Genomic DNA, 23,242 nt, shown 5'->3' on the forward strand with positions numbered 1-23,242 from the left:
CGAGAACTCGACCAGCGTGACCGGCGCGTCGCGCTCACCCCACACGGGGTCTCGCGAGGTGACCGGCACGGGGAGTCGACGTCGCTCCAGTGGCCAGCACGGGCGTCGGCTTGGGCTAGCGCGCGCGCTTTCGGTACGCGACGAAGCCGGCGAGGCTACCGCCCAGCGACGATGAGCATCCCGGCGGAGGCCGAGCGCCAGCCACGGGGCGGCCGAGCTGCCCGTAGCCTGCGGCGGAGGGGCGGCCACCCGGGCGCCGGGTGCCGAAACGGCGAGCGGCGGCGCCGGCGGGGACGGGAGGCGCGGAGAAACCCGTGACCGGCGGCGGTACGCGGGGCTCGCGGGCACGGGGAGCGGCGCGCGGTCCGGGTTCGAGGGGCGATCCTCGGCGCTTGGGGCGAGGGCGTCGAAGGCGGCGCGGGCCTCGCGAACGCTGGCGAACCGAGCGCCGGGCTCGCGCGACACGCACCGGCGAAACCACGCGTCGAACCCCTTCGGGAGCAGCGAGCCCACGCCCGACTCGCCGGCCCGCTCGGTGGCGCTCGGCAGCGGCTCGAGGCCGATCTCGCGCCGCAGCGCCGCCGGCGCGTCGGTGGGGCGCCCTCGCCAGAACGGCCGGCCCGTGAGCACGAAGTACGCGAGGAGCCCGAGGCTCCACAGGTCGGCCGCGGGGGTGAGCGCGGCGGTCGCGTCCTCCTCGGGAGCGACCCACAGGGTCGCGCCAGGAGCGCTGGGCCGCGAGCCCGATCCTGCGGCGAAGGTGGCGAGGCCGAACCCCAGCACCTTCACGGTGAACGGGATGCCCTCGCGCCGCGGCGCTGCGAGGAAGACGTTCTCGGGGCGCAGGTCCCGGTGCACGATCCCGGTCTCGTGCGCCGCCGCGAGGGCGTGGCAGAGCTGCGTGACGATCTCGCGGGCCGCGGTGAAGCTCTCCGGGCCCCGCGTCATGCGGGTGGCGAGGTCTTCGCCGCGGAGCAGCTCCATCGTGAGCCAGGGCGCGCCGGTGGCGGCGTCGACCCCGGCGTCCACGACCTGAACGACGTGGTCGCTCTCCACGCGGGCGCCCGCGTGGGCCGCTTGCTCGAAGCGCTCGCGGGCGCCCGCGGCCGCGTCCTGGCCCACGAGCTCGGGATCGAGCAGCTTCAGCGCCCGCTGGCTGCCCGTGCTCCGGTGCTCGACGAGGTAGGTCGAGCCGTCCCCGCTGGACACCCCGCCATCGACCCGGCCAGAAACCAGCGGGCGCACCACGGTGAGCTCGCCTGCGAAGAGCGAGCCGGCCTCCAGCCTCGGAATTCCCATGGCGCGAATCCTTTCGCAGCGCCTCCACGCGGTCAAGGCGGCCGGTCGTCGCGCCAGCACCCGCGTGACGGCGCGAGCTCGCGGCAGCTCTGCACGTCGCCCGCGCTCAGGCCGGGCCGAGCGCGCGCTCGCTGGCGGGCGCGGTCGCGTAGACGAACGGCAGAAAGAGCGCGTAGTAGAGGGCGTTGGGCGCGAGGCGGAGGGCGAAGCCGACGTCGCGGCCCGCGAGGATGAGCACGTCGGCGGTGGCCCAGAGCGTGTACTGCGCGAGCACGAACGTGGTCGCCGAGAGCGCCCAGCGCCGCGCCTCGGGCGTCGCCTCGCGGAGCCTCGCCGGAAGCACCCCGAGCCGCCACACCAGGGCGAGCGCGACGAACATCGCCTCGTACACGAGGTATTGCACGCGTTCGCTCGCGGCGACCGCGGGGACGGCGAGGCGCGCGACCGCCGAGGCGATCGGCACCACGAGGGCGCTCGCGACCGCGAGACCCACCGCCCGCGCGTCGAGGCCGCGACGGCTCACGCAGCGCTCGACGACGACGAAGAGTCGGAGATCGCCGGCGATGACGAACGCCACGCCGAGCACGCTGCCGAGGGCCGAGGGCAGGTGCACGAACGGCGCGCCCGCGAGCGCGTCGGCCGCGAGCTCGACGCCGAAGACGAGCAGGTAAGCGCCGAGAAAGCGGAGGCGGGACGCGAGCGCGAGCGCTCCGAGCACGAGCGCGAGCCACGCGACCCCCGGGTGGTGCCAAGCGCTCGCGTAGACGGACGACCACATGCGGCGTCGAGGATGGGGCCCACGCGCGCGCGCGGCAAGCACAACCGCGGCGTTTCATACGCGTGCAGTGTGCACGCGAACGCGAATGGGCGATTTAGTACGCGACGACGCGGCTGCCCTCCACCAGCTTCTCGCTCGGGTGCAGCACGACCGACTCGCCGGCGGTGAGGCCTTCGAGGACCTCGGCCACGTCGCCGTTGCGGCGCCCGAGCTTCACCCGCCGGAGCTCCGCCACGCCGGCCTTCACGACGAACGTCGCCCACCCCTCGTCGCGCCGAAAGAGCGCGCCCTCGGGGGCCCTGAGGCAGTCGGCCGTGTCCCACACGACGATGCGCGCCTCGAGCCGGTAGCCGTCGCCGAGCGCTCGCCAGCGCTCGCGCGGGTCGTCGAGATCGATCACGGCGTTGACGCGCGACTCTTCCACGCCCATGGCCGAGAGCTTCACGAAGGCCGACGGCTCCACGCTCTTCACGTGGCCGGCGAGCGCGTGCTCCCCGCCCCACCGCTCGAGCCGCACCTTGGCGCCGGGCCGCACGTGCACGGCGTCGGCGGTGAGGATGTCGACGACGACCTCGAGCGCGGCCGGGTCTCCCACCTCGAGCAGCGGGGCCCCCGGCTGGGCCACGCCCTCCTTGTGGAGCACCCGGAGCACGAGCCCGTCGGAGGGCGAGGTGACCTCGAACTGCTCACCCGCGCCGGCCCCGCCGGCCTTCCCGCCACGGGTCGCGGTGGTGCGCCGAAGCGCGGAGCTCGCGACCTCGAGCTCGTGGTCGGCCACGGCCGCGCCGAGCTCGGCGCTCGCGACCTCCTCGCGGCGGCTGCGCAGGGCGTACTCCGATCGCTCGACGTCGGCGGCGGGGATCGCGTTCTTCTGCGCGAGCGCGAGGACCCGGTCGTGGTCCTTCTTCGCGAGCTCGAGCGCGACCTTCGCCCGCTCGATGCCCGTGTGGGCTTGCCGCTCGGCCGCCGACGCGGCGCGCACGCGCGACTCCGCGCCCGAGCGCGAGCGCGTGTCGAGCAGTGGCGCCTCGATCGGGAGCAGCCGGGCGAGCACGAGGCCCTTCTTCACGGCGTCGCCCGGCGCGAGCTCGATGCGCGCGACGTTCGCGAGGAGCGGCGCGGACACCACGTAGCGGTCTTTGATGCGGGTGGTGCCGTCCTCGTCGACGGTGACGGTCATCGCGCCTCGCGTGACGGGCGCGAGCTCCACCGGGAGCGGCTTGGGGCGCATGGCCCACACGACGAGGGCGACGGCGCCCGCGCCCCCGAGGCCGAGTGCGACTCGGCGCGCGAGGAGAGAGAGAGCGCGGCTCTTGGCGGTGGCTGACGGGTTCGGCGACATGGATCATTCCCGGGTCTTGAGGACACCAATGAGGTCGAGCGCGTCGATGCGCCGTCGCACCGCGAGAGCGCTCGCGGCGGACGCGGCGACCACCACGAGCGCCGCCAACAGGTACGTGCGCGTCGAAATGACGAGGTGGAACCGGTACTGCTCCGGGTCGACCGTGCTCAGCATCGCGACGGCGAGCGCGCGCCCGAGGAGCGCCCCGAGCGGCAGGGCGAGGACGACCTGAAGCGCGAGCTCGCCGAGCAGGATGGACGACACCTCGGCCCGCGTGAAGCCCAGTACGCGCAAGCTCGCGAGCTCGCGCGCGCGCGACGAGAGCGCCACGCGCGCGTTGTTGTAGACGATCCCCACCGCGATGATGGCCGCGAACAGGGTGATGATGGTGGTAAAAACACTCATGGATTCAGCCATTTGGCGCTCGATGGCCGCGAGCGTCTCGCCGCGCTTTCCCACGCCGGCCACGTTGCTCATGGCGCGCAGCCTCGCGTCGAGCGCCGCCTCCTCGCGTGGGTCGGTCTGGAGGTACACCGACGAGATCGTGGGCTCCTCGCCGAGCAGGTCGGCCACGGTCTCCAGGGGGGCGTAGGCCGCGAGGCCCGCGAGGTCGTCGATGAGGCGGACGACACGCAGCGATCCGCGGGCGTGGCGGCCGAGGAGCACCTCGACCTCCAGGAGATCACCCACGTGGAGGCCGAGGACCTCGGCGAGCTTGCGGCTCACGACGAGGCCCGAGGCCTCGAGCGGGACGTACCGCCCGGGCCACTCCACGACGCGGCGCAGGTCGGCGCCGGGGAGCTGGCCCGTGAGGCCGCCGTCGCGGAACTTGCGCCCGCTACGGAAGCGCACGGGCACCGCGCGCTCCCCCTCCGCGTGCCGCACGCCCGGTAGGCTGCGAAAAGACTGGAGCTCGTCGACGCGCACGGGGCGCCGGAGCGCGACCGAGAGGTCCTCGCGCGTCATCATGCCAAACTGCATCTTGAGGAGCTCGTCGACCGCGTCGGACTGGAACCTCCCCACCACGACGATGGCCATCGAGAGCGCGATGCCGAACGCGGACAGCGAGAGCCGCCACGGCCGCCGGAGGGTCTCGCGCGCCACCATGCGCGCCGAGGACGAGAGCAGCTGGAGCACACCGAGGCGGTCGGCGAGCGACGTGCCGAACAGCGGGGGCGGCGGAGGGTTCATCGCCTCGACCGGCGAGAGGCTCGCGACGGCGCGCACCGTGCGCAGCGCGCCGACGAGCGCGGCGGCGAGGGTGGAGAGCACGGCGATCGCCACGGTGCGCGCGTCGAGCGCGAACTCGAGGGCCGGGAAGCGGAAATAGGGCTGGTAGATCTGCGTCCACGCGCGCCCGACCCACGCGCCGACGGGCACCCCGAGCGCGGCGCCCACGAGCACGACGACCACCACGAGCTGGAGAAAGTGCAGGCCGATCTCGCTGCCGTGGTACCCGAGCGCGCGCAGCACGGCGATCTGGTTTCGCTGGAGCTCGACGACGCGCGCGAGCACCACGTTGAGCAAGAACGCCGCCACCCCGAGGAAGATGACGGGGACCGCCGAAGAGAAGCCCTCGAGCTGGGCGAGCTCGCCGGTGACCGTCCGGTGTGAGGGCTGGCTCTTGCGTGCGTAGGCGCCGCGGCCGCCGAAGGGGACGAGCGCGCGGTCAAGCTCGGTCACGACCCCGTCGACCGAGGCGCCGGGCTGGAGGCGGACCGCGACGTCATTGAACGCGCCCTCCATGCGGCACGCGGAGGCGAGGGCGGGCTCGCTCATCCACAGGACGCCGCTCCGTCTGTCGTCGGGCGCGGACATCATCTCGGAGAGCGTGAACACATGCTCGGGCGAGAGCCCCACGCCCACCACCCGCAGCACGCGCAGCTCGCCCTCGATCACGGCGCTTACCGTGCTTCTTCCTGGTTCGAGCCCGTGGGCCTTCGCGAACGGCTCGCTCACCACCACCTCGTCGGTGCGCGTCGGATCGGGGAGGCGCCCGCGGCGAAGGTAGACCGCGTTCAGCGCCGGTACGCCGCTCGGCGGGAGCGACGAGAGCACGGCCGAGGCCGGCTCGCGGAGCGCGGGCATCGAGATCGCGACCCTCGTGACGATCCTCGTCTCCACCGTCTGAACGCCGCGGATCTCCTCGATGCGCGCCTTGGCGGAGCGCGGCGCGCGCTCGAGCGGCGCCCACGCGTCGGCGAACCGGTGGGCCTCGTAGAAGCGATCCTTCGCGCCCTCGATCGCCCGGAAGGTGCCCACGGTCGCCACGTAGGACGTGACCCCACACGCCACCACGAGCGCGATGGTGAAGAGCTGGGCGCGGAGCTGCACGAGATCGCGCAGGAGCTTCCGCGACAGGGCCCTGATCACCACGAAATATGCTCCGCGGCGGCTCTCGTGGGGTTCGTGGTTTCGCTCTTCACGAGGCCGTCGGAGAGCACGATCACCCGATCGGCCATGGCCGCGATGGGGGCGTTGTGGGTGATGACGGCGACCGTGGTGCCGAGCTCTCGGTTCACGCGCTCGATGACCGAGAGCACGAGCCGCCCGGTCGTACAGTCGAGCGCGCCGGTGGGCTCGTCGCAGAGGAGCACGTCGGGGCGCTTCGCCACGGCCCGCGCGATCGCCACGCGCTGCTGCTCGCCGCCGGAGAGCTGCGCGGGGAAATGATCCATCCGCCCGCCGAGGCCCACGAGGGCGAGCGCGGCCTCGGGGGTCATCGGGTCGTCCGACAGGTCGCAGACCAGCTGTACGTTCTCGCGCGCGGTGAGGCTCGGGATGAGGTTGTAGAACTGGAAGACGAACCCGACGTGCTCGCGTCGATAGCGCGTGAGCTCGCGCTCGTCGGCGCCTCCGAGGACCCTGTCGCGGTAGCGGATCTCGCCGCGGGTGGGCGCGTCGAGGCCCCCGAGGAGGTTCAGCAGGGTGGACTTGCCGCTGCCGGAGGCGCCCAGGAGGACCACGATTTCGCCCGGGACCAGCGTGAGATCCACGCCACCGAGCGCGTGCACCTGGACGGCGCCCATCGTGTAGGTTTTTGTGAGCCCGCGCGCTTCGAGGACGGGGCCCGCGGGGGACGGCGGGGAGGGCACGGGCCGATCGCAGCACATCGCGTGCCCAGCGGGCTGGCTGGGCGAAGCGGCGCCAAGGGAGCGCACGCCGTGCGCGCCGCGCAGAGTCTGCGTTCGCGTTGATCGCGACACCTCGCCTTCGGCTCGGGGCCGCCTTAGACGTCCGTTCGCCCCCTCGGCGCTCAGTTCCAGGTTCTTGGTCACCGCCGGAGCGTTGCCGTACGATCCGGCAACCGATGTCGATCGATCCGGCCTCCACCGCTCTCTCCGCGCTCACGACCGCCCTCGACGGCCGCCCGGAGGTGTGGGAGACGGTGCGGCGCCGCTGGCGCGAGGACGGCCTCGGTGCGCTCTCCGGGGCCTCGTCGATGCCCGAGAACGTCCGGATGCTCGTCGACGAGCTCGGGGTCGCGCTCTCCGACGCGGCCGAGGCCGACGCGAGCGCTCTGGCCGAGCTTTTCGATACGCGCGTGGGGCCCGCCCTGCTCGCGTGGTGCACGGCGTGCTCCGGCCGCCGCGACCTCACGCTCGCGCCGCTGCTCCGCCGGGCCTTCGCGTCCGGGACGCTCCCCGAGGCTGCCCTCGTGGACGCCGTGCGCGCCCGCGTGGTCGAGGGGCCGCTCCAAGACGCGCTGGCGTGCACGCCCCTGCTCGGCACCGGCGAGGCCCTCGTGCTCCCCGAGAACGCGCAGGCGCTCGCGCGCCTCCAGCTCCTCCTGTGGGAAGCGGGGGCCAGCGCGCTCTCCGTGCCCGAGCTCGGCCCCTGGCTCTGGGGGACCACCTCCACGTTCGAGGTGATGATCCACCAGCCCGCGCGCGGCTCGCTCCGTGGGCGCGTGCTCGCGGCGCGGTGCCTCGAGGTGGGCGTGACCGGCATGCCGGCGACGACTTCGCCCCAGCTCGTGGGGCGCACGCTCCAGCTCCTTCAGCCCCTGCTGTTGCACCCCGAGCCGCTCGTGTGGGTGCACGCAGCGCGCGCGCTCGGGCGCCTCACGGGGCCGGTCGAGCAGCTGCAGGGCACGCTGCTCGACTGGGTGCAGGGCTCCTCGCTCATCCTGCGGCAGCGCGCGATGACGGCGTTCGCCTCGCTGCCGGCCGAGCGCTTCGGGTTCCTCGCCGGCCAGCTGATCGCGATCATCAACTCGCGCGACGAAGAGCCGTGGGTGCTCGCGGCGATCGCCGCGGCGACGCCCTACCTCTTCTTCGAGCGCCGAGACATCTGGAACCGGCTCGCGAAGCGAATCTTGAAGGGAGACGGCGGCGCCATCACCGCCCGCGCCCTCGCCCGTGGTCTCGGCGCGCTGTTTCGCCGCGAGACGCGCGACCCCGAGATCGTCGCGCCGCTCCGCGCGCTCCGCGCGATGGCCCGCGCCGCGCGTCCAACCTCGCTCGACGAGGTGCGCCGGTGGATCGAGGTGACCGCCGTCACGGACGTCCTCGACGCCGCCGAGCGCGATCCCCTCGACATCGAGCTCGGCATCGAGAACCTCGCGCGGCTCGCAGCGCAGTACGACGACGAGGAGGCAGACGGTCGCGCGGCGCGGTTCGCGAGCTCCCTCACGTCCACGTTCCACGAAGCGAAGAAGCTCGCGCTGGGGCGCGCAAAGCTGCGCCAGCGCGCCGCCGCGGTCAACGCGGTCGAGGGCGCGGCCCGGACGTTCGCGCTCCGCCTGTGGGCGCCGATGCTCGCGACCCACCCCTCAGGCGAGGCCCTCGACGAGCCCAACCTCGACGAGACCTGGAAGGCCATCGCGCAGGCGCCGGCCGAGATCCTGGACCTCGTCAAAGAACGTCGCCAGGGCGAGGGCGGGGCCGATCCGGAGCAGACCGCGCTGCCGCTCGAGGTGCTGGCGGTGCGGCTCGGCGGGTACGCTCTCGACGCCTGCGGGGAAGACGCGGAGCTTGGCCCGGGGCGCGGCCCCACGGCCCACGACACGTGTCTCTGGCTCCGCAAGATCGAGGGGCTCGCCGACGGCTCGCGCGAGCTCTCCGGGCCCCTGAAGAGCGCGCTCAGCGCGCTGTTCTGGCGGCTCGTCGACATCACGCGCGGCACGGCGCTGGGCGAAGTCGACGACGTGCGCTGGCTCGGGCCGTTCGCGGCCTGGTGGGGCCTCATCATCGATCGCCCCGCGATGCTTCTGCAGCTCGGCATCGCGCTCCCCATGATGTCGCCCGCCGCGCTCGACACCTGCTGTGGGCAGGCCGAGGCGCTGCGCACGGCGGTGGCGTCGGGCTCCCCCGATGGGGCGTGGGGCGCGGCGTCCGCCCAAGCCCTCGCGAAGCTCCACGCCGAGGACACCGAGCTCGCCCACGCGCTCGCGGCGCTCGCGGAGAGCCTCGCGGCTTTCGGCCAGGCGAGCGGACCGCGCGCCGATCTCGACGCCATGGCGCTCGAGCTCGTGCTCGCGGGTGATCGACTGCACGGCGCGCTCGCCGATCCGGTGAAGGCGCTCCACCCCGCCACGGCGGGCAGCGCGCAGGACTCGCTCACGCGGAGCGCCACCGAGAACGCGCCCCGCGTGGCCGCGCTGGTCGCGCGCGCCGTGCGGGCCCGGGAGCTGTCGATGCTCGACGTGTGGTTCGCGTCGCTCGGACCGGTCGCCTCGGCGCTGCTCGAGGCCGCCGTGCGCGGCGCGATCTCGCGGACGCCCGCGCCCGCGTCGCCGAAGAAGCCCGAGCGAAAGTCGATCGAGGGCTACGAGCTCATCAAGCCCCTCGGCGAGGGTGGGATCGGCACGGTGTGGCTCGTCCGCAAGCCAGGCGCCGATCGGCTCTTCGTCCTCAAGATCCCCAAGGCGGACGCGCTGGCCAACGCCACCGACGTCGAGCGCGAGGGCATCCTCACGTCCTTCGTGGAGGAGGCCCGGGTGCTCGCCGGGCTCTACCACCCGAACGTCGCCAACATCATCGATCGCGGCGTGTCGAACGGCGTGCCGTTCCTCGTGCTCGAGTACCTCATCGGCGCCGATCTCAAGGAGTACGCGTCGGCCGGGCTCATGACCCTCCCCGAACTGCGCCAGGTGGTGCTCGACTCGTGCGCGGGGCTCTCGGCCCTCCACACGGCCGGCCTCGTCCACCGCGACGTCAAGCCGGCCAACCTCTGGCTGCGCCTGCCTCTCGCTGGCGGAGTGCGCTTCGACCCCGCGAAACACCGCGACTCGTCGCTCGTTCACCCGCTGGCTACCGTGGTCATCGACTTCGGCATGGTGCGCGCGACCCGCGTTCCCGCCGACGCGGGCGGACGCTTCGTCGCAGGGACGGCAGGCTACATCGCGCCCGAGCAGGTCCTCGATCCTGTGGAGCTCGACCCCCGCTCGGACGTGTACGCCCTCGCGGGCACCCTCTACACCGTCACCACTGGGCGGGCGTTCTTCGACGAGATCGAGAGCCAGCGCGATCGCATCATCGCGCACATGCGGCGCGATCCGCTGGAGGACGCCTCGCGGCTCCACCCGTTCCCAGCGCGGGTCGCGAGGCTGCTGCGGGCGGCGACCCTGCGCGATCCCGCGCATCGACCGACGCCACTCGAGTTCGGGCGCGAGTTCGCCGCGTCGATCTAGCGGCCTGGGAGAGGCGCCACGGAGCGCGGCTCGTGAGGAGCCGCCGGCGAGAGAGCACCATGGATTACCAGCGCATCTACCGCGAGCGCGCGGAGGACTACGATCGCCTCGTCGGTGCCGAGGACGCCGACGGCAACCTGCTGCCCGCCCTCGAGGCCGTGGTGCCCGTCGCGGGCCTCGACGTGCTCGACGTAGGCACGGGCACGGGTCGCCTCGCGCGCCTCCTCGTCGGCCGCGCGAGGCGTGTCGTCGGGGTCGAGCCGGCGCCGGCGATGCTGGCCGTGGCGCGCCGGCACCTCGAGGCCTCGGGGCACGGCGGGTGGGAGCTCCATGAGGGCCGCGCCGACGCCCTGCCCGTGGAGTCTGCCTCCGCCGATCTCGTGCTCGCCGGGTGGGTGCTCGGTCACCAGCGGACGTGGCGCGCCGACGACTGGCGCGAGGCGATCGGCGCGTGCCTCTGCGAGATGAGCCGCTGCCTGCGGCCCGGCGGCACGATGGTCATCATCGAGACGCTCGGCACCGGCAGCGAGGAGCCTGCGCCGCCGAACGCCGCGTTGGCCGACTATTTCGGCTGGCTCGAGGAGCAAGGGTTCACCCGCCGCGCCATCCGCACCGACTACGTGTTCCCGGACGTCGCTACCGCCGCGGCCGTGTGCGGCGGCTTCTTCGGCGAGGCGTTTGCGGAGCGCGTCACGCGCGCGGGCTGGTCGCGCGTCCCCGAGTGCACGGGCCTCTGGTCGCGCGCACCGCTCGCCGAGCGAAGCTAACTAACTAACTTAACTAACTAACTAAGCTAGAGCCGCGGCTCGTCGTGGCCGTCGCCACTGCGCGCGGCCACCGAGGCTCAGGGGCGGGCTCGACGCCGGCGCCACGCGAGCGCGGCCGCCAAGAGCACGCCCGCGCCGCCCACGCCGCTCCGCCCCGAGCCGACGTGGCAACCAGCCTCGGCGCCGACGCCTTCAGCCGCGACGGGGCCCGCCGGATCGACCGGCCCGCCGTCGACGGTGGGCGGCGGCGCGGCCTTGTCGCAGGCGTCGCCAATGCCGTCCTCGTCGGTGTCCGTCTGGTCTTTGTTTGCGACCCCCGGGCAGTTGTCGTCCTCGTCGGCCACGTCGTCGCCGTCGTCGTCCTTGTCGCAGGCGTCGCCGAGGTCGTCGCCGTCGCGATTGGCCTGGTCAGGGTTCTTTACCTCGTCGCAGTTGTCCTTGCCGTCGACCACGCCGTCGCCGTCGAAGTCGGCGAGGGGATCGGGCTTGAGGCCGAGATCGAGCGTCACGTCCGCCCCCACCGCGACCGTCACGCGCACGCTCTTCGGTGTGAAGCCCGGCTTCTTCGCCGTCACCGTGAAGCTGCCAGGTACGGTCTCGAGATCGTAGCGACCGCTGGCGTCGGTGGTGTCGGAGTCGGTGCCGCCTGCCAGCGACACCTGCGCCTTCTCGAGCGGCTTCTTCGGGTCGGGATCGGCGAACACCACCCCCCGCACCGAGCCCACCGAACCGAGGCGTGGGGCGTACACCGCGAGGTGGTTCGCGACGACGCGTTCGCTCCCGTCGGAGGGGCGGTTCACGACGCCCGAGCCACGGAGATACAGCGTCGACGAGCCTCCGCCGTCCAGGTTGAACGCGTCGTAGGCGCCGAAGGACCTCATCAGCGCGGCCACCTCCGTGCAGGTCATGCCGACGCTCGACGACGAGCGGCCGTCTACGACGGCGAGCAGCAGCGTCTTCTTATCCTGTGACAGCCCGACGGCCGAGCGAGGGTTCCGCGCCGTGCACGCGGCGGCGGCGGGGTTCGTCGCGAGCGCCACGCCGGCGTTGACCACCTGCGGGTGTCCCGAGACGACGCCCTTCATCCACGTGGGGTCGAACGTGACGACGCGTGAGGCGTCGAAGTAGTCGACCCTCCCGGCGTCGTCGAACGCGAGGTTCGCGGACGTCGAGTCGTCCTTCGTGTCCGCCCATTTCACCCCCGCCCCGGCGGCGAGGCCCGTGGTGCCATACGTGGCATACGAGAAGAAATCGCCGTTCGTCGCGGCCGCGGCCCCGACCAGCTTCGCGTAACTCGACGTTGTGCGCCGCCGCTGGGCCGAGGTGGTCGCGCCGAGGTGCACGCCGGGCGCGCCGAGCGTGACCTTGAGCACGCGCGCGACGAGCGGGGCCGAGGTGGTTCGGGTCACCAGCGTGACCCCGTCGGCCACGGGCTTGGTGACGTCCGCCGCGCGCGCGTGCCGGAGCCCCGCGACCGAGGCGACCCACGCGGCGACGAGTGGGAGGAGGGCAGGGGCGACGTGGAGGCGCATGGCCTCATCGTAGCCGGTCCGCGCCGTCACGTCCGGGCCACGCGGCCGGCGCGCGGCACGTCGAGCGGAAGCCACTACGCGTCTCGCTCGAACCGTGCATAATGCAAGCGCAGCGGCCCGGGGAGACCCCACGCCCGCGGCAGGGCGCCATGGACCAAGGGCAACGAACGGGCGATAGGGGCGTGACCTGCCAGCGGTGCGGGGGCAGCACGCCGCTCCCCGACGACCTGCGGGTCCCCACGTTCCCGTGCCGCGCCTGCGGCGTGCCGCTCTCGACCGCCGAGTACGCGGGCAAGACCCAGGTCTCTGCCGACGCGCTGCTTGCCCATCTGGGCCAGATCATGGGGTCGGACCCGCTCACGGCGGCGGCGCGCGCGCACGAGGGCCCACGTTTTCTAGGGGGAAGCGCGGCGACGCGGGCCGCCCCCTGCCGGCACTGCCAAGCGCCCCTCACGCTGTCGCTGGACGTCGAGGTCCGGACGACCACCTGCGGCGGCTGCGGCCGCGTGCAGTCGATTGACGACTACATCCCCAACCAAGAGCGCTTCGAGCTCGACATGGCCCGGCAGATAGCCGGCAACGAGGCGCTGACGGCGCTCATCGCGTCGGGCGCGCCGTGCGGGAAGTGCGGCGCTCGGACCGCGGTGCCGGACGACGGCAGCGTGCAGGTCGCCTGCCAGTTCTGCGGCGCCACGGTCCTGCTGTCGGACCACGTGGACGCCAGCGCGATCGCCCGTCGCCGGCTCAAACATGGCGTGTTCGCGATGCAGCACGCGGCCCTCGCGGACCACTCGGCGCGGCAGCGAAAGATCCCCGTGATCGTCGGCGCCGCCGTGCTCTTCGTCGTGCTCGTCCTCGGGGTGATCCAGGTGGTCGTGGGCCGCTGAGCGTCACGCTCGCGCGCTCCCGCCGCGGTTCGAGGCCGTCACGCGCGGCCCCCGCGGTCCCCTCGCGCCCCTGCTAGAACGGGGGCATGCAGCCCACCACAGTCGCGGCGATGATCTCCTCGGCCAGCATGGTCACTGGCATCGTGTTCGGATCGCTCACGCTCCGGCAGTGGAGCCGGACCCGCTCACTCACGGCCGCGGTCGAGCTCGTACGCACTCTCCAGACACCCGACTTCACGCGGAGCATCGCGCGCATCGTCGAGCTGCCGCTCGGCGTCGATCCAGCGGTGATTCGCGCCGATCCCGAGCTCGTGACCGCGGTGTTCGTGGTGACCCACGCGCTCGAGAGCCTCGGCGTGCTGGTCTTTCACCGGCTGCTCCCGTTGCACGTGGTCGACCACCTCGTGGGCGGCTACGTGCGCGGCAGCTTTCGGCGCGTGAAGCCTTATGTGCTCGCGCGTCGCGAGGTGCTCGGGACCATGTTCGGGGAGTGGTACGAGTGGCTCGCCGACCAGCTCGAGCGCCATCCCTCGCCCGGCAAGGCGCTCGGGGCCCCGGTCGCGTTCCGCGACTGGCAGCCCTGACGCTGCGACACCTGCGAGTCTGCGTCTCGGCGCCGAGCTCGGGATGTGCCGTGGCGGGCGGGCGAACGCCCCTCGCGGATAGCGGCCGTCAGGTCCTGCGCGCAGCGACTCGTGCCGACTCTCACTTCGGAAGCACGGGGCCCACCACGGCTTTGCACAGCGAGCACGCGCGCAGATCGTGGGGATCGTCGCGGCGGTGAAGATCGAGCACGCCTCGGGACAGCTGCGCGAGCTCGCGCCGAACCTCGCGGCGCTTGCCCTTCACTCTCGGGATGTCGAGCGAGTCGTAGACGGTGGTCTGGTGGCGCATCCACGCGATCACAGCGGCCTCCGCGCGCTCGGCCACCGAGATGCGTTTGGTGCGCGCGACGGTGCCGCTCCCGACTGGGGTCGCGTGCTCGGCCACTCGCTGGGCCAAGGCGCGCCCAAGCTCGCGCCACTTGGGCGAGAAGCGCAGGAAGTCGGCGACCTCTTGCTCGAAGGTGACCACGTATTGGGCCTGCGTGCGCTCGCGCCGCGCGACGTCGGCCTGCCGCTTCTTGGCGTAGCCCTCGGTGCTGCGCTCCGCCTCGAGCGCGGCGCGCGCCGACTCGACGTTCTCGAGCGGCGCCCAGAGGCCTTTCGAGAACGACTTGCGACCCCGCTTCTCGAGGACGGCCCACGACGGGCCCGCGAGCTTCACCCGGCGCGTGAGGCCCGCGTCCCCCGGAGGGAGGCACACCCAACCCTCGGGCGGGCGGAGGCGCGTGCCATCCGGCGCGAGGAACACCCTGGGATCGGGCGTGGGGGCGAGGACGAGCGTGCCGGTCGACATGGTGGTCGCCAGGTTACTTGGCGTCGTTCGTTTCGTCGCCCTCGTCGCGTCACGGCTCGATCGTGACGGGGGTGCCCGCGGGCACGCTCGCGAAGAGATCGTCCATCGTAGCGTCGTCGATGGCGACGCACCCGAGTGTCCAGTCGCCTTGGGTGCCGCCGCCGTGCACGAAGATGTCGCCGCCGAGCGCCGTGTCCTGAGGGGGGATCTGGTTTCGCGCGAGCGCCGCGAGGATGGCGTCGTGCTCGGCCCTCGAGATGCGCCCCGAGGCCAAGCCCACGCGCGCGTCGTCGGCGTTGGGGTACGAGAGGCCGAGCGACAAGTGAAAGCGGCTCTTCGGGTTCTTGTGGGTGACGACGTACCGACCCTCGGGGGTCCTGCCGTCGCCTCGTGCGCGCTTCGGGCCCGTGGGCTTCGGGCCAAGAGACACGTGGACGCTGCGCGGAGGCGCGCCCGCCTTGACGACCACGAGGGTCCGCGCGGCTTTGTGGACGACGAGGCGCACTGCGGGGGCGTCGGCGCTCGCGTCGCGCTCGGGGGCAACGGCGAGCGCGACGAACGCGGCGAGCGTGGCGAGGCGGACCTTGGTCATTTCGGGTCGTCGTACGAGACGCCCCGATCGTGACACGGCGCCCGTTGTTCTGCACCCAGATCGGATTGGTGCGGAAGCGGGGGCCGCCCCGGCGGAGGGCGGCCGCGGTGCTCCTCGCCCGGCCTCTTGCCTACTTGCCTACTTGCCTACTTGCGGACCTTCATGAGGTCGTTGCCCGACGCGAAGTAGGTGTACGTCCCGTCGCTCACGACCGAGATCGTCGTCGCGGGGGCGACGCTTTGTGCGGCGCCGCCGCGTGCCGTCTTGGCGATGCGCATGAGCGTGCCCGTGGCGCCCGTCTGCCCCTGCGTTTGGAGGAGCGTGAACCAAACGAAGGTGTCGTCGACCGCCAGCGACCCTCGAATGAAACCGCCGACGTCCGCCGTGAGCTTCTCGGGCGCGCCCGCGCCATCCTTGGCCTTACGGAAGATCGCCCCGAGCTTCTCTCCGTTGTTCATCGAGCTCCAGTACACGTGCGTCGCGTCCACCGCCAATCCGTAGATGAGCGAGTTCCTGCCGTTGACTTGGTACGTGTCGGCCGCGGCGATCTGGAGGGAGGATGGCGAGCTCGTGTCGCTCGAGATGGTGTTCGCGAGGCGGATCAAGCCCGTGCCCGTGCTCGCGAATACGGTCGTGCCGTCCGACACGACGAGGCACGAGCTGACGAGGCCCGTCAGCGCGCCTTGCGACGCTCCGGTGAAGTCGTACCCGCGGACGGAGTTCGTGGAGCTCGAGCACTCGCCGCGGTACAGGCCCCTCGCGTCGGACGCCAGAGACTGGGTGAAGTCGCGGAAAGACGGACTGCCCTGGAGCGGGAGGGTCGTAAAGGCACCCCCGCCCGCCGGCATCGAGTAGAGGAGGGGTGAGCCGCCGGGGGGGTCGGACGGGCCAAGCACGTACACCCTGCCGTTGGCTGCCGTCAGCCCTTGAGCGGACTGCCGCGGCTCGGTCAGGGGATCGTTGACGGGCATCACGGCGGCCGCGCCGGTCCCGTCGGTCTTCACCGAACCCACCTCGAGCTTCTGGCTGAAGTACGTGTGGTTGATGGCGTAATACAGTGTTCCGTTCGCCAACGCGATGAGCCCGGGGCCGGGCGCCGCGGCCGTGAGCACCTTCTCGGGCGCGCTGGGAGGCCCGGCGTCCACGCCGCCTTCGGCTCCGCCCTCGGCGCCCCCTTCAGCGCCGCCGTCGAGCAGCGCGCCGACGAGCGTGGCGCAGCGGCCTTCCGTCGCGGTGAACGCCCCGACCGAGCCGTTTGGAGCGGTCAGCGTGCCGGTGAGGGTGCCGGAGCGGGCCGTGCCGGCCACTCGCGCGCCGTTCCCTTCGACCGAGATCTCCCCCCCGCGAGAGGTGCCGGTGATGAGCACTTCACGGGGCCCGCCTGCGAGCGCGTAGGCCGCCCCGGCGCGATCGCCGAACGTGAACGCGCTGACGAGGCCGCGCGCGGGAGCCGCGGTCTCTCCGCAATACACGCGCACCTCCAGGAGCTCCCGGAGCAGCACGAACGGCACCGGGCCGAAGGGCGTGGTCGCCGGCGGACCCGTGATGACGCCGCTCTCGAGCTTGCCCGAGAAGGAGATTTCTCCTTTCGGCGACGAGCCACGGAACGTCACGGTCTGGCTTTTGGGGTCGAAGGTGCCCTCGAGCGTGATCGGCAGACCGAGCGCGCTCGACGTGAGGGTGCCCGTCACCGTGACGGGATCGCCGTTGGCGAGCGTGCGCACCGACCGCGTGTTCGCCGCACCGCCGATCGTGAGCTTGAGGTCGGCCGCGAAGCCGTCGCCGACCATGGCGCCCTTGTAGGCCCCAGAAGCGTCAGTGGAGCTGGGCTGTGTCGTCCCGGGCGGGGGCTCGGAGCTTCCGCAATGGGTCGCCGCGGCGCCCGTGACCATCAGTAAGGAACAAAGCACGATCGGCCTGAGGCGCATGACTTCTCCCTCGTCGGCTCTGTGGAGCCGATCTCGCATGGACTCGGGTAGAGGCGCGCGCGCGCGGGAATGTGAACCCTTTAGGCGAAAAAAAACCTCGAGGCGCCACGAACGTCAGCAAATTCGACAACAGAGTCGACGCTGTATGACGCGCCTGGATGAAATTCGGTTACCGCAGTGGAAGGGGCTGGTTGGTCAGGTCACAGGGGAAAGACGTGAATCTGTTTGAAGGGAGCTGCGAGGCGTCGGATATCGGTGGGGTCGCCGGTGGCGATGACGGCGGAGTGAAAGGAAAGGGCGGTAGCGACGACGAAGGCATCGACGGCGTGTGCGGAAGAGAGCTTGGATTTGGCGAGGAGGTGTCCGGCGGAGCGAGCGATGGACCTTGAGAGGTCGGAGACGAGGATGCCGCGAGAGTTGAGGAGGTGGTCGAGAGGAGCGTCGAAGCGAGGACCACGGTAGAGCTCAGCAAGGACAGGAGCGGGAACGCGGACGAGTGCGCCGGAGTCGCGAGCGACGAAGAGGATGGCGCGAGCGCGCTCAAAGAGAGAGGCCCGAGCGGAGGGGTTTGCGAGGGCGTTGAGGGCCTCGGAGTCGAGGATTAGCGCTTGGGCCATGCCTTGCGAGCCTGAGCGAGGGCGGAGGGAGAGATGGGGCCATGTTCGCGCTCGAGGTCGTCCAAGAAGGAGGAGAGCTGCTCGCGCTCGAGCTCGTGTGCGATGGCGCGAGCAACGAAGCCGGAGAGCCCGCGTGGCCCAACGCGACGGCGTACGGCGCGAGCGAGGTCACCGGGGACGCTGACGGAGAGCTTGGCTGCGGGCTCAGTCATGAACAAGTCCTGCCATAGTAGGAGTGTGGAGACAAGCGGCGCGCTGAGAGCGCGGACGTTCTGCGCGGGCGCCGCCGGTCGTGGAGCGCGTCTGCCAAGCACGTCGCGTCGAAGGCCTCCCAAGGCGGTCCACGCCCCGTCGGGCGCAAGGGAGGCCTTCGGCGAACCCGCGTTTGCGTGACAGGTCGCGAGCCGATGGGCTCGTCGTCCTTCGGGACGCCGTCGCCCCGAATTTCACCTACAGTCGAACCCGGCGACGCCGCCCGGACACGTGGCCGGCCCTTGGCCTTCCTACCCCACCCTGCCAGCGCTTCCTACGCTCCCCGGCCGAAGGCGCGCGCGCGGTGACCCAGGATCACGAACAAATGATTGAGTATGTCGCGATGGTCATCCCCCCGAAGCCGTTCGATTTCGCCGCTCTTGAGGTCCAGGTTCGCAGGGCCGCGAGGCAAGCCTTCAAGGAGATCGCGTCGGCACACCCCGAAGAGCAGCTGTGCGCCTTCGCCCTTTACAGCGACGACGGCGCGATGACGGTGTGCCCATCGATCAACACCACCCAGCACCTCGCCGCGATGCAGCGCCAGCATCCTGACGAGGCCATGTACTACAAGTTCGCCACGCCGGAGTGGAAGTACGAGGCGACGGGCGCGGACGCCGCGTTCCGTGCGATCTGCCTGAACGTCCGCACGCAGGCGCTCGCCTTCGAAGGCGTGTCGAAGGCGGATGCGAAGACGCTCGCCGGCGTCAGCCCACTACGCGCGCGGCCCGCCCCGCGCGGCTTCGCAACCTTCAAGCGTGCGCTGTTCGAAACGTGTTTGCGCGTGCTCGAGTCGCTACGCTCGGATCGGTTGTTCGCGGGGGTGACGCTCGTGTTCGCGGTGTCGGACACCGATTCGAGCGCTCGGCGCGAGCTGGCGATGATCAAGCGCCTCAACGACAAGGCCGTGGTCGACGAGTTCCGGCGCTGGACGAAGACCTGGGCGCAGTGAGAGCTGACGTATCTCTCTCGTGCCTTCTGGGAGGCCCACCGTCATCGCTGTCGTGCCTTGGCCAAGAGGTTGGCTCTCATGAACGCGAGGAGCGGGTACGGACTCGGCATGATGGTGACGCGAGCGAGGGGAGGCGCAGTCGACGTAGATGTGCGGCGCTGTAGGTGAGGGCCGGGCGGTGCAGACTCGGCACGATGATGTCGTGAGCGAGGGGGAGGCGCTGCCAACCCGGCAGCGCGGCGCCCGCATCGACATCGACGGCCCGAGCTACCGGCAACACGTCGCGAAGACTCGTGCCAGCGAGCCCAAGCCGGCGACCTGACCTCCTCTTCGACGGCGCGCTTACGGCGGCGGTGGATCAGTATCCCGCCGCCGTTGTCGTTTCCCAAGGCCTCGGGGTGGATCTGCGAGTGCGCCGTGATTGGATCTCTCTCAGGCCGCCGCTGAAGTACGGGTCGAGCTTGCTCGCTCGAGCCGGACGCTCCTTCGGGGTGACAGTGTCCGCATCGAGCACTCGCTCGACGACCTCGTGGGGGCCCAACGGGGGCGGGCCAGGGGCGCCCCGGGGCGGGGGGGCCCGCCCGGGGGGGGGGGGGGGGGGGGGGGGCGGGGGGGGGGGGGGGGGGGGGGGCACGGGGGGACCGCGACGCTGTAGTGAGCACGCCCCTGTGAACTGAGGGGGCCGCTTGGCGTTCGCGACACGTTTCGTGAGGGGCGATGGACAAAGCCCCTCCGAAAACTCGCCACCATTGGTGAGTTCAGGGAGGGTCCGTCTCCGACTGAGAGAGTCGAGGAGGACGGATGGTGGAGAGGGTGAGCGAGATCGCGGACGAGGACAAGTTCCACGCGAAACTGTTGGAGATCGACGTCGCGGCGGCCTGGGCGGTGCGGAGCGGCCGGTGCAGTCGGCCGGGGTGCGGGGGGCGGCTGGACGTGGCGAACTACCCGCGCAAGGTCCGCGGGGTCGGCGAAGGGGCGGCCATCGCCGGGCGGTACGATTCGCGGCTGTCGCTGTGCTGCTCGGTGCGTGGCTGCCGGAGGCGCGCGACACCGCCGTCGGTGCGGTTCCTGGGCCGATTCGTGTACGCGATGCGGGTCATGGTGGCGTGGGCGGCCCTGCGCGGAGTGGCGTCGAGGGCAGCCCCAGCGGTCGCGTCGACGTCGGCGGCATCGCGGCAGACGACGAGGCGCTGGGAGGGCTACTGGGGGCGGCTCAGGCAAGACGCGAGCGTGACGCTGCTGGTCGCGGCGCTGGTCGTGTCGGCGGGCCCCGTGGCCCCGAACGTGGTTGTGGCTCTGATGCGGTCCGCGCACGGCACCGAGGCGGAGCGCGCGGTGACGACGCACCGGCTGCTGGCGCCACTGACGACGGCGACGGTTCCCCCCGAACGGGCACGTTCGGCGATGGTTGGGTGACCGCACGCAGAGGACGGTCGTAGACGGGACCGTCTTGATTTCTAGGGTTGTCGCACACGCGCAGGAGGACCTGCGCAGGAGGACGACCGAGATGAACGACAAGAGCCACGAGTCAGCCCGGATGAAGTGGGCGAGGTTTCGCTTCACGATCGTGGGGCCATTGCTGTCCTGCCCACCGGACGTGGGGAGCTGCGCGAGCACGTCGAAGCGCTCGCTTCGCGGCGCTGGGAGCACCCGACGACCCGCGAGTCGCTGCGCTACGGCGCGTCGACGATCGAGCGTTGGTACTACGCGGCGAGGAACGCGAAGACGGACCCCATCGACGCGCTCGCGCGCAAGGTGCCGTCACACGCGGGCACGCGCCCATCGCTCGGGGCCGCGTTGCGGGAGGCGCTCGCCGTGCAGTACCGCGCCCACCCGAGCTGGACGTACGCGCTTCACCACCAGAACCTCGCGGCGCTGGCGAAGGCGGACGCGACGCTAGGCGAGGTGCCGAGCCCCGCGACGATCGCGCGTCACATGCGCCAGCAGGGGATGGTCAAACAGCGTCGTCGCAAGCGCAAGCGCGGCGAGGTGTCGGCCTTCGAGCCGCGCGAGCGGCGCAGCTTCGAGGTGACCCAGGTGCACGGGCTCTGGCACGCCGACTTCCACGAGTGCTCGCGCGCCATCGCGCTCGCCGACGGGAGCTTGAAGCGGCCTCAGCTATTGGCCTTCATGGACGACGCCTCGCGCCTGATCTGTCACGCGCAGTGGTACCTGGATCAGACGACCGAGGCGTGGGCGCACGGCCTGTCGCAGGCGATCCTCAAGCGGGGCCTGCCGCGCGCGCTGCTGACGGACAACGGCTCGGCCATGATGGCCGCTGAGAGCACCGAGGGGCTGGCGCGTCTCTCGATCGTGCACCACACGACGCTGCCGTACACGCCTGAGCAGAATGGCAAGCAGGAGAGCTTCTGGGGGCTGGTGGAGGGGCGCCTGATGGCGATGCTCGAGGGCGAGGCGGAGCTCACGCTCTCGAAGCTCAACGAGGCGACGCAGGCGTGGGTGGAGCTCGACTACCACCGCAAGCGTCACAGCGAGCTCGGCACGACTCCCCTCGAGCGTGCCATGCGCGGTCCGCTTGTCGCGCGCGAGGCTCCCTCGATGGATGTCCTGCGTCGAGCCTTTCGCAAGGAAGAGGTCCGCACGCTGCGCCGCAGCGATGGGACGATCACCATCGAAGGTGTCCGCTTCGAGGTGCCCGCGCGCTACTGCGTGCTGCTGCGGCCGACGGTGCGCTTCGCGCGCTGGGACCTGTCGAGCGCCGACCTCGTCGACGCGCGACACGGCACCCACCTGGCGACGCTGCTGCCGCTCGACAAGGCCAAGAACGCGAGCGGCGCTCGCCGTCCGCTCGGTGTGCCTCAGCGTGCCGAGGACCTGGCTCGCGACGCGCGCGGGGCGGGGATCGCGCCGCATCTGCGAGTTCTGATGGCGGAGTACGCGGCGACCGGGCTGCCGCCGGCCTACCTGCCGCTGGACGCGGGCGGCGCCGCCGACGGGAGCGGGGCGGGCGCCGAACCCGTTGCTCCGGAGCACGAAGATCACGACCACGACGACTCACGACGACCACGACGACTCCGACGACCGAGGTGACCGATGAACTCCACACTCAAGACCCTTTACGGACTCAAATTCAACCCCTTCCTCCCCGGTCTACCGACCGAGGCGCTCTTCGCTACGCCCGCGATCGACACCTTCTGCAGGCGCCTCGAGTTTGGGCTCGCGGACGGTGGCTTCGCAATGATCACGGGCGACCCAGGCTCTGGGAAGTCTGCGGCCATGCGCATCCTGGCCTCTCGCCTCGCCCGCCGCTCCGACCTGCTCGTGGGCATCGTCGAGCGGCCCGTCGGTCGCGCCTCCGACTTCTACCGCGAGCTCAGCAGCCTCTTCGAGGTGCCGCTCAAGACCCACAACAACTGGGCTGGCTTCAAGTCGCTCCGCGCTCGCTGGAGTGAGCATCTCTCCTCGACGATGCTCCGGCCCGTCCTCATCGTGGACGAGGCGCAGGAGATGTTGGGCAACGTCCTCACCGAGCTGCGCCTGCTCGTCAGCAAAGATCTCGACGCCCAGTCGCTGCTGACCGTCGTCTTCGTCGGCGACGCCCGGCTCCCCGAGCGCTTCCGGTCGGCCGACTTGCTGCCTCTCGGTACCCGCATCCGCCGAAGGCTCAAGCTCGAGCCCGCAGCGCGCGACGAGCTCGTCGCCTGTCTCGATCACGTCCTCGACGTCGCTGGCGCCCCCCAGTTGATGTCTACGGAGGTGCGGACCGTCATGGCCGAACACGCCGCCGGCAACTACCGCGTCCTCATGAACATCGGCTACGAGTTGCTCACCGCCGCCGCGGAGCGCGAGGCCCCGAGGATCGACGAGAAGCTCTTCTTCGAGGTCGTCGCGCCCCAGCCCACCGCTCGCGTCGCGAGGCGAAAGTGAGCCCAGACCTCCTCGAGGCGCGGCGCCGCTTCCCGGACCTCGTCTCCGTCGCAGCGCTGCTCGTGGTCCTCGACCTCGCGGACGCCGCCGTCCGCGCCGCTCACCCCGCGTCCCTCGGCCGCCTACCCGGCGAGGCCCCCTCGCAGCAGCGAGCCCTCGCCCTGCTCCGCTCGCTTCATCGCCTGCGCCGCGACGCTGCCCGCTATGTCGACTACCACGCCGACCTCGTGGGCCACCTCCCCCGCGTACGAGCACCCGACACCTCAGCCACTTCTGAAGAGGCGCACCGTCGCTCCACCGCCACGGCCCGCCGTCGCGGTGGGGCCGGGTGTCCCCGCTCGACCGCCAAACCTCACTCTTCGTGACACGCGACCCATCA

General features: G+C 71.8%; 19 protein-coding genes and 1 pseudogene. 10 read left to right on the forward strand and 10 right to left on the reverse strand.

The genetic code is table 11. The features are described from left to right. The 5 genes from IPQ09_25710 to IPQ09_25730 form a co-directional block, all read right to left on the reverse strand. Window positions 1–1,299, reverse strand: a 1,299-nt coding sequence (locus IPQ09_25710; GenBank protein ID MBL0197549.1) for a protein kinase, incomplete at its 3' end; no start/stop codon positions are given. Between the two features lie 106 nt (window positions 1,300–1,405). Beyond that, a complete protein-coding gene (locus IPQ09_25715; GenBank protein ID MBL0197550.1) occupies window positions 1,406–2,077 on the reverse strand; it encodes a hypothetical protein in 672 nt (223 codons plus the stop codon). Between the two features lie 94 nt (window positions 2,078–2,171). Continuing rightward, the gene (locus IPQ09_25720) at window positions 2,172–3,419 is read right to left on the reverse strand and encodes an HlyD family efflux transporter periplasmic adaptor subunit (GenBank protein MBL0197551.1); all 1,248 of its coding nucleotides are present in this window, start codon (window positions 3,417–3,419) and stop codon (window positions 2,172–2,174) included. 3 nt (window positions 3,420–3,422) lie between these two features. Then, the gene (locus IPQ09_25725; GenBank protein MBL0197552.1) at window positions 3,423–5,795 is read right to left on the reverse strand and encodes an ABC transporter permease; all 2,373 of its coding nucleotides are present in this window, start codon (window positions 5,793–5,795) and stop codon (window positions 3,423–3,425) included. Next, complete coding sequence (locus tag IPQ09_25730; GenBank protein ID MBL0197553.1) at window positions 5,789–6,532, reverse strand: ABC transporter ATP-binding protein; 744 nt, start codon at window positions 6,530–6,532, stop codon at window positions 5,789–5,791. The genes IPQ09_25725 and IPQ09_25730 overlap by 7 nt, the downstream gene beginning before the upstream one ends. A gap of 197 nt (window positions 6,533–6,729) precedes the next feature. Here IPQ09_25730 and IPQ09_25735 point away from each other — a divergent pair, with 197 nt between their 5' ends. Continuing rightward, window positions 6,730–10,053 carry a serine/threonine protein kinase gene (locus IPQ09_25735; GenBank protein ID MBL0197554.1) on the forward strand — a complete coding sequence of 1,108 codons (3,324 nt, stop codon included), beginning with the start codon at window positions 6,730–6,732 and terminating at the stop codon, window positions 10,051–10,053. Between the two features lie 59 nt (window positions 10,054–10,112). Next, complete coding sequence (locus tag IPQ09_25740) at window positions 10,113–10,820, forward strand: class I SAM-dependent methyltransferase (GenBank protein MBL0197555.1); 708 nt, start codon at window positions 10,113–10,115, stop codon at window positions 10,818–10,820. A 77-nt stretch (window positions 10,821–10,897) separates the two neighbouring features. On the opposite strand, the gene IPQ09_25745 is transcribed toward IPQ09_25740, so the two are convergent. Then, window positions 10,898–12,352: a phosphodiester glycosidase family protein gene (locus IPQ09_25745; protein ID MBL0197556.1), complete on the reverse strand. Its 1,455-nt coding sequence runs from the start codon at window positions 12,350–12,352 to the stop codon at window positions 10,898–10,900. Window positions 12,353–12,534: 182 nt separating this feature from the next. On the opposite strand from IPQ09_25745, the gene IPQ09_25750 reads away from it, so the two are divergent. Both IPQ09_25750 and IPQ09_25755 read left to right on the forward strand, forming a co-directional pair. Next, window positions 12,535–13,239 carry a hypothetical protein gene (locus IPQ09_25750; protein MBL0197557.1) on the forward strand — a complete coding sequence of 235 codons (705 nt, stop codon included), beginning with the start codon at window positions 12,535–12,537 and terminating at the stop codon, window positions 13,237–13,239. An 86-nt stretch (window positions 13,240–13,325) separates the two neighbouring features. Further along, window positions 13,326–13,823: a hypothetical protein gene (locus IPQ09_25755; GenBank protein ID MBL0197558.1), complete on the forward strand. Its 498-nt coding sequence runs from the start codon at window positions 13,326–13,328 to the stop codon at window positions 13,821–13,823. Window positions 13,824–13,944: 121 nt separating this feature from the next. Here IPQ09_25755 and IPQ09_25760 read toward each other — a convergent pair whose 3' ends face one another. The 4 genes from IPQ09_25760 to IPQ09_25775 all read right to left on the reverse strand — a co-directional run bounded on the left by IPQ09_25760 (window position 13,945) and on the right by IPQ09_25775 (window position 17,774). Next, complete coding sequence (locus IPQ09_25760; protein ID MBL0197559.1) at window positions 13,945–14,637, reverse strand: DUF2293 domain-containing protein; 693 nt, start codon at window positions 14,635–14,637, stop codon at window positions 13,945–13,947. A gap of 49 nt (window positions 14,638–14,686) precedes the next feature. Then, a complete protein-coding gene (locus tag IPQ09_25765) occupies window positions 14,687–15,229 on the reverse strand; it encodes a L,D-transpeptidase family protein (protein MBL0197560.1) in 543 nt (180 codons plus the stop codon). Window positions 15,230–15,375: 146 nt separating this feature from the next. Further along, window positions 15,376–17,019, reverse strand: coding sequence for a hypothetical protein (locus IPQ09_25770; protein MBL0197561.1), 1,644 nt, complete (start codon window positions 17,017–17,019; stop codon window positions 15,376–15,378). Between the two features lie 338 nt (window positions 17,020–17,357). Beyond that, complete coding sequence (locus IPQ09_25775) at window positions 17,358–17,774, reverse strand: PIN domain-containing protein (GenBank protein ID MBL0197562.1); 417 nt, start codon at window positions 17,772–17,774, stop codon at window positions 17,358–17,360. 41 nt (window positions 17,775–17,815) lie between these two features. On the opposite strand from IPQ09_25775, the gene IPQ09_25780 reads away from it, so the two are divergent. The 6 genes and pseudogenes from IPQ09_25780 (at window position 17,816) to IPQ09_25805 (ending at window position 23,228) form a co-directional block, all read left to right on the forward strand. Continuing rightward, complete coding sequence (locus tag IPQ09_25780) at window positions 17,816–18,004, forward strand: hypothetical protein (GenBank protein ID MBL0197563.1); 189 nt, start codon at window positions 17,816–17,818, stop codon at window positions 18,002–18,004. Window positions 18,005–18,330: 326 nt separating this feature from the next. Further along, window positions 18,331–18,975 carry a DUF4303 domain-containing protein gene (locus IPQ09_25785; protein ID MBL0197564.1) on the forward strand — a complete coding sequence of 215 codons (645 nt, stop codon included), beginning with the start codon at window positions 18,331–18,333 and terminating at the stop codon, window positions 18,973–18,975. Window positions 18,976–19,776: 801 nt separating this feature from the next. Further along, entirely contained in the window at window positions 19,777–20,391 is a 615-nt protein-coding gene (locus IPQ09_25790) for a hypothetical protein (protein MBL0197565.1), read from the forward strand. Between the two features lie 91 nt (window positions 20,392–20,482). After that, window positions 20,483–21,909, forward strand: a pseudogene (locus IPQ09_25795) (transposase). A 120-nt stretch (window positions 21,910–22,029) separates the two neighbouring features. After that, on the forward strand, window positions 22,030–22,863 hold the full coding sequence (locus IPQ09_25800) for an ATP-binding protein (protein MBL0197566.1): 834 nt from the start codon (window positions 22,030–22,032) through the stop codon (window positions 22,861–22,863). Continuing rightward, on the forward strand, window positions 22,860–23,228 hold the full coding sequence (locus tag IPQ09_25805; protein ID MBL0197567.1) for a hypothetical protein: 369 nt from the start codon (window positions 22,860–22,862) through the stop codon (window positions 23,226–23,228). Before IPQ09_25800 ends, IPQ09_25805 begins: the two co-directional genes overlap by 4 nt. Window positions 23,229–23,242 lie beyond the last annotated feature (14 nt).

This window comes from Myxococcales bacterium, assembly GCA_016720545.1.
Classification (GTDB): domain Bacteria; phylum Myxococcota_A; class Polyangia; order Polyangiales; family Polyangiaceae; genus JAAFHV01.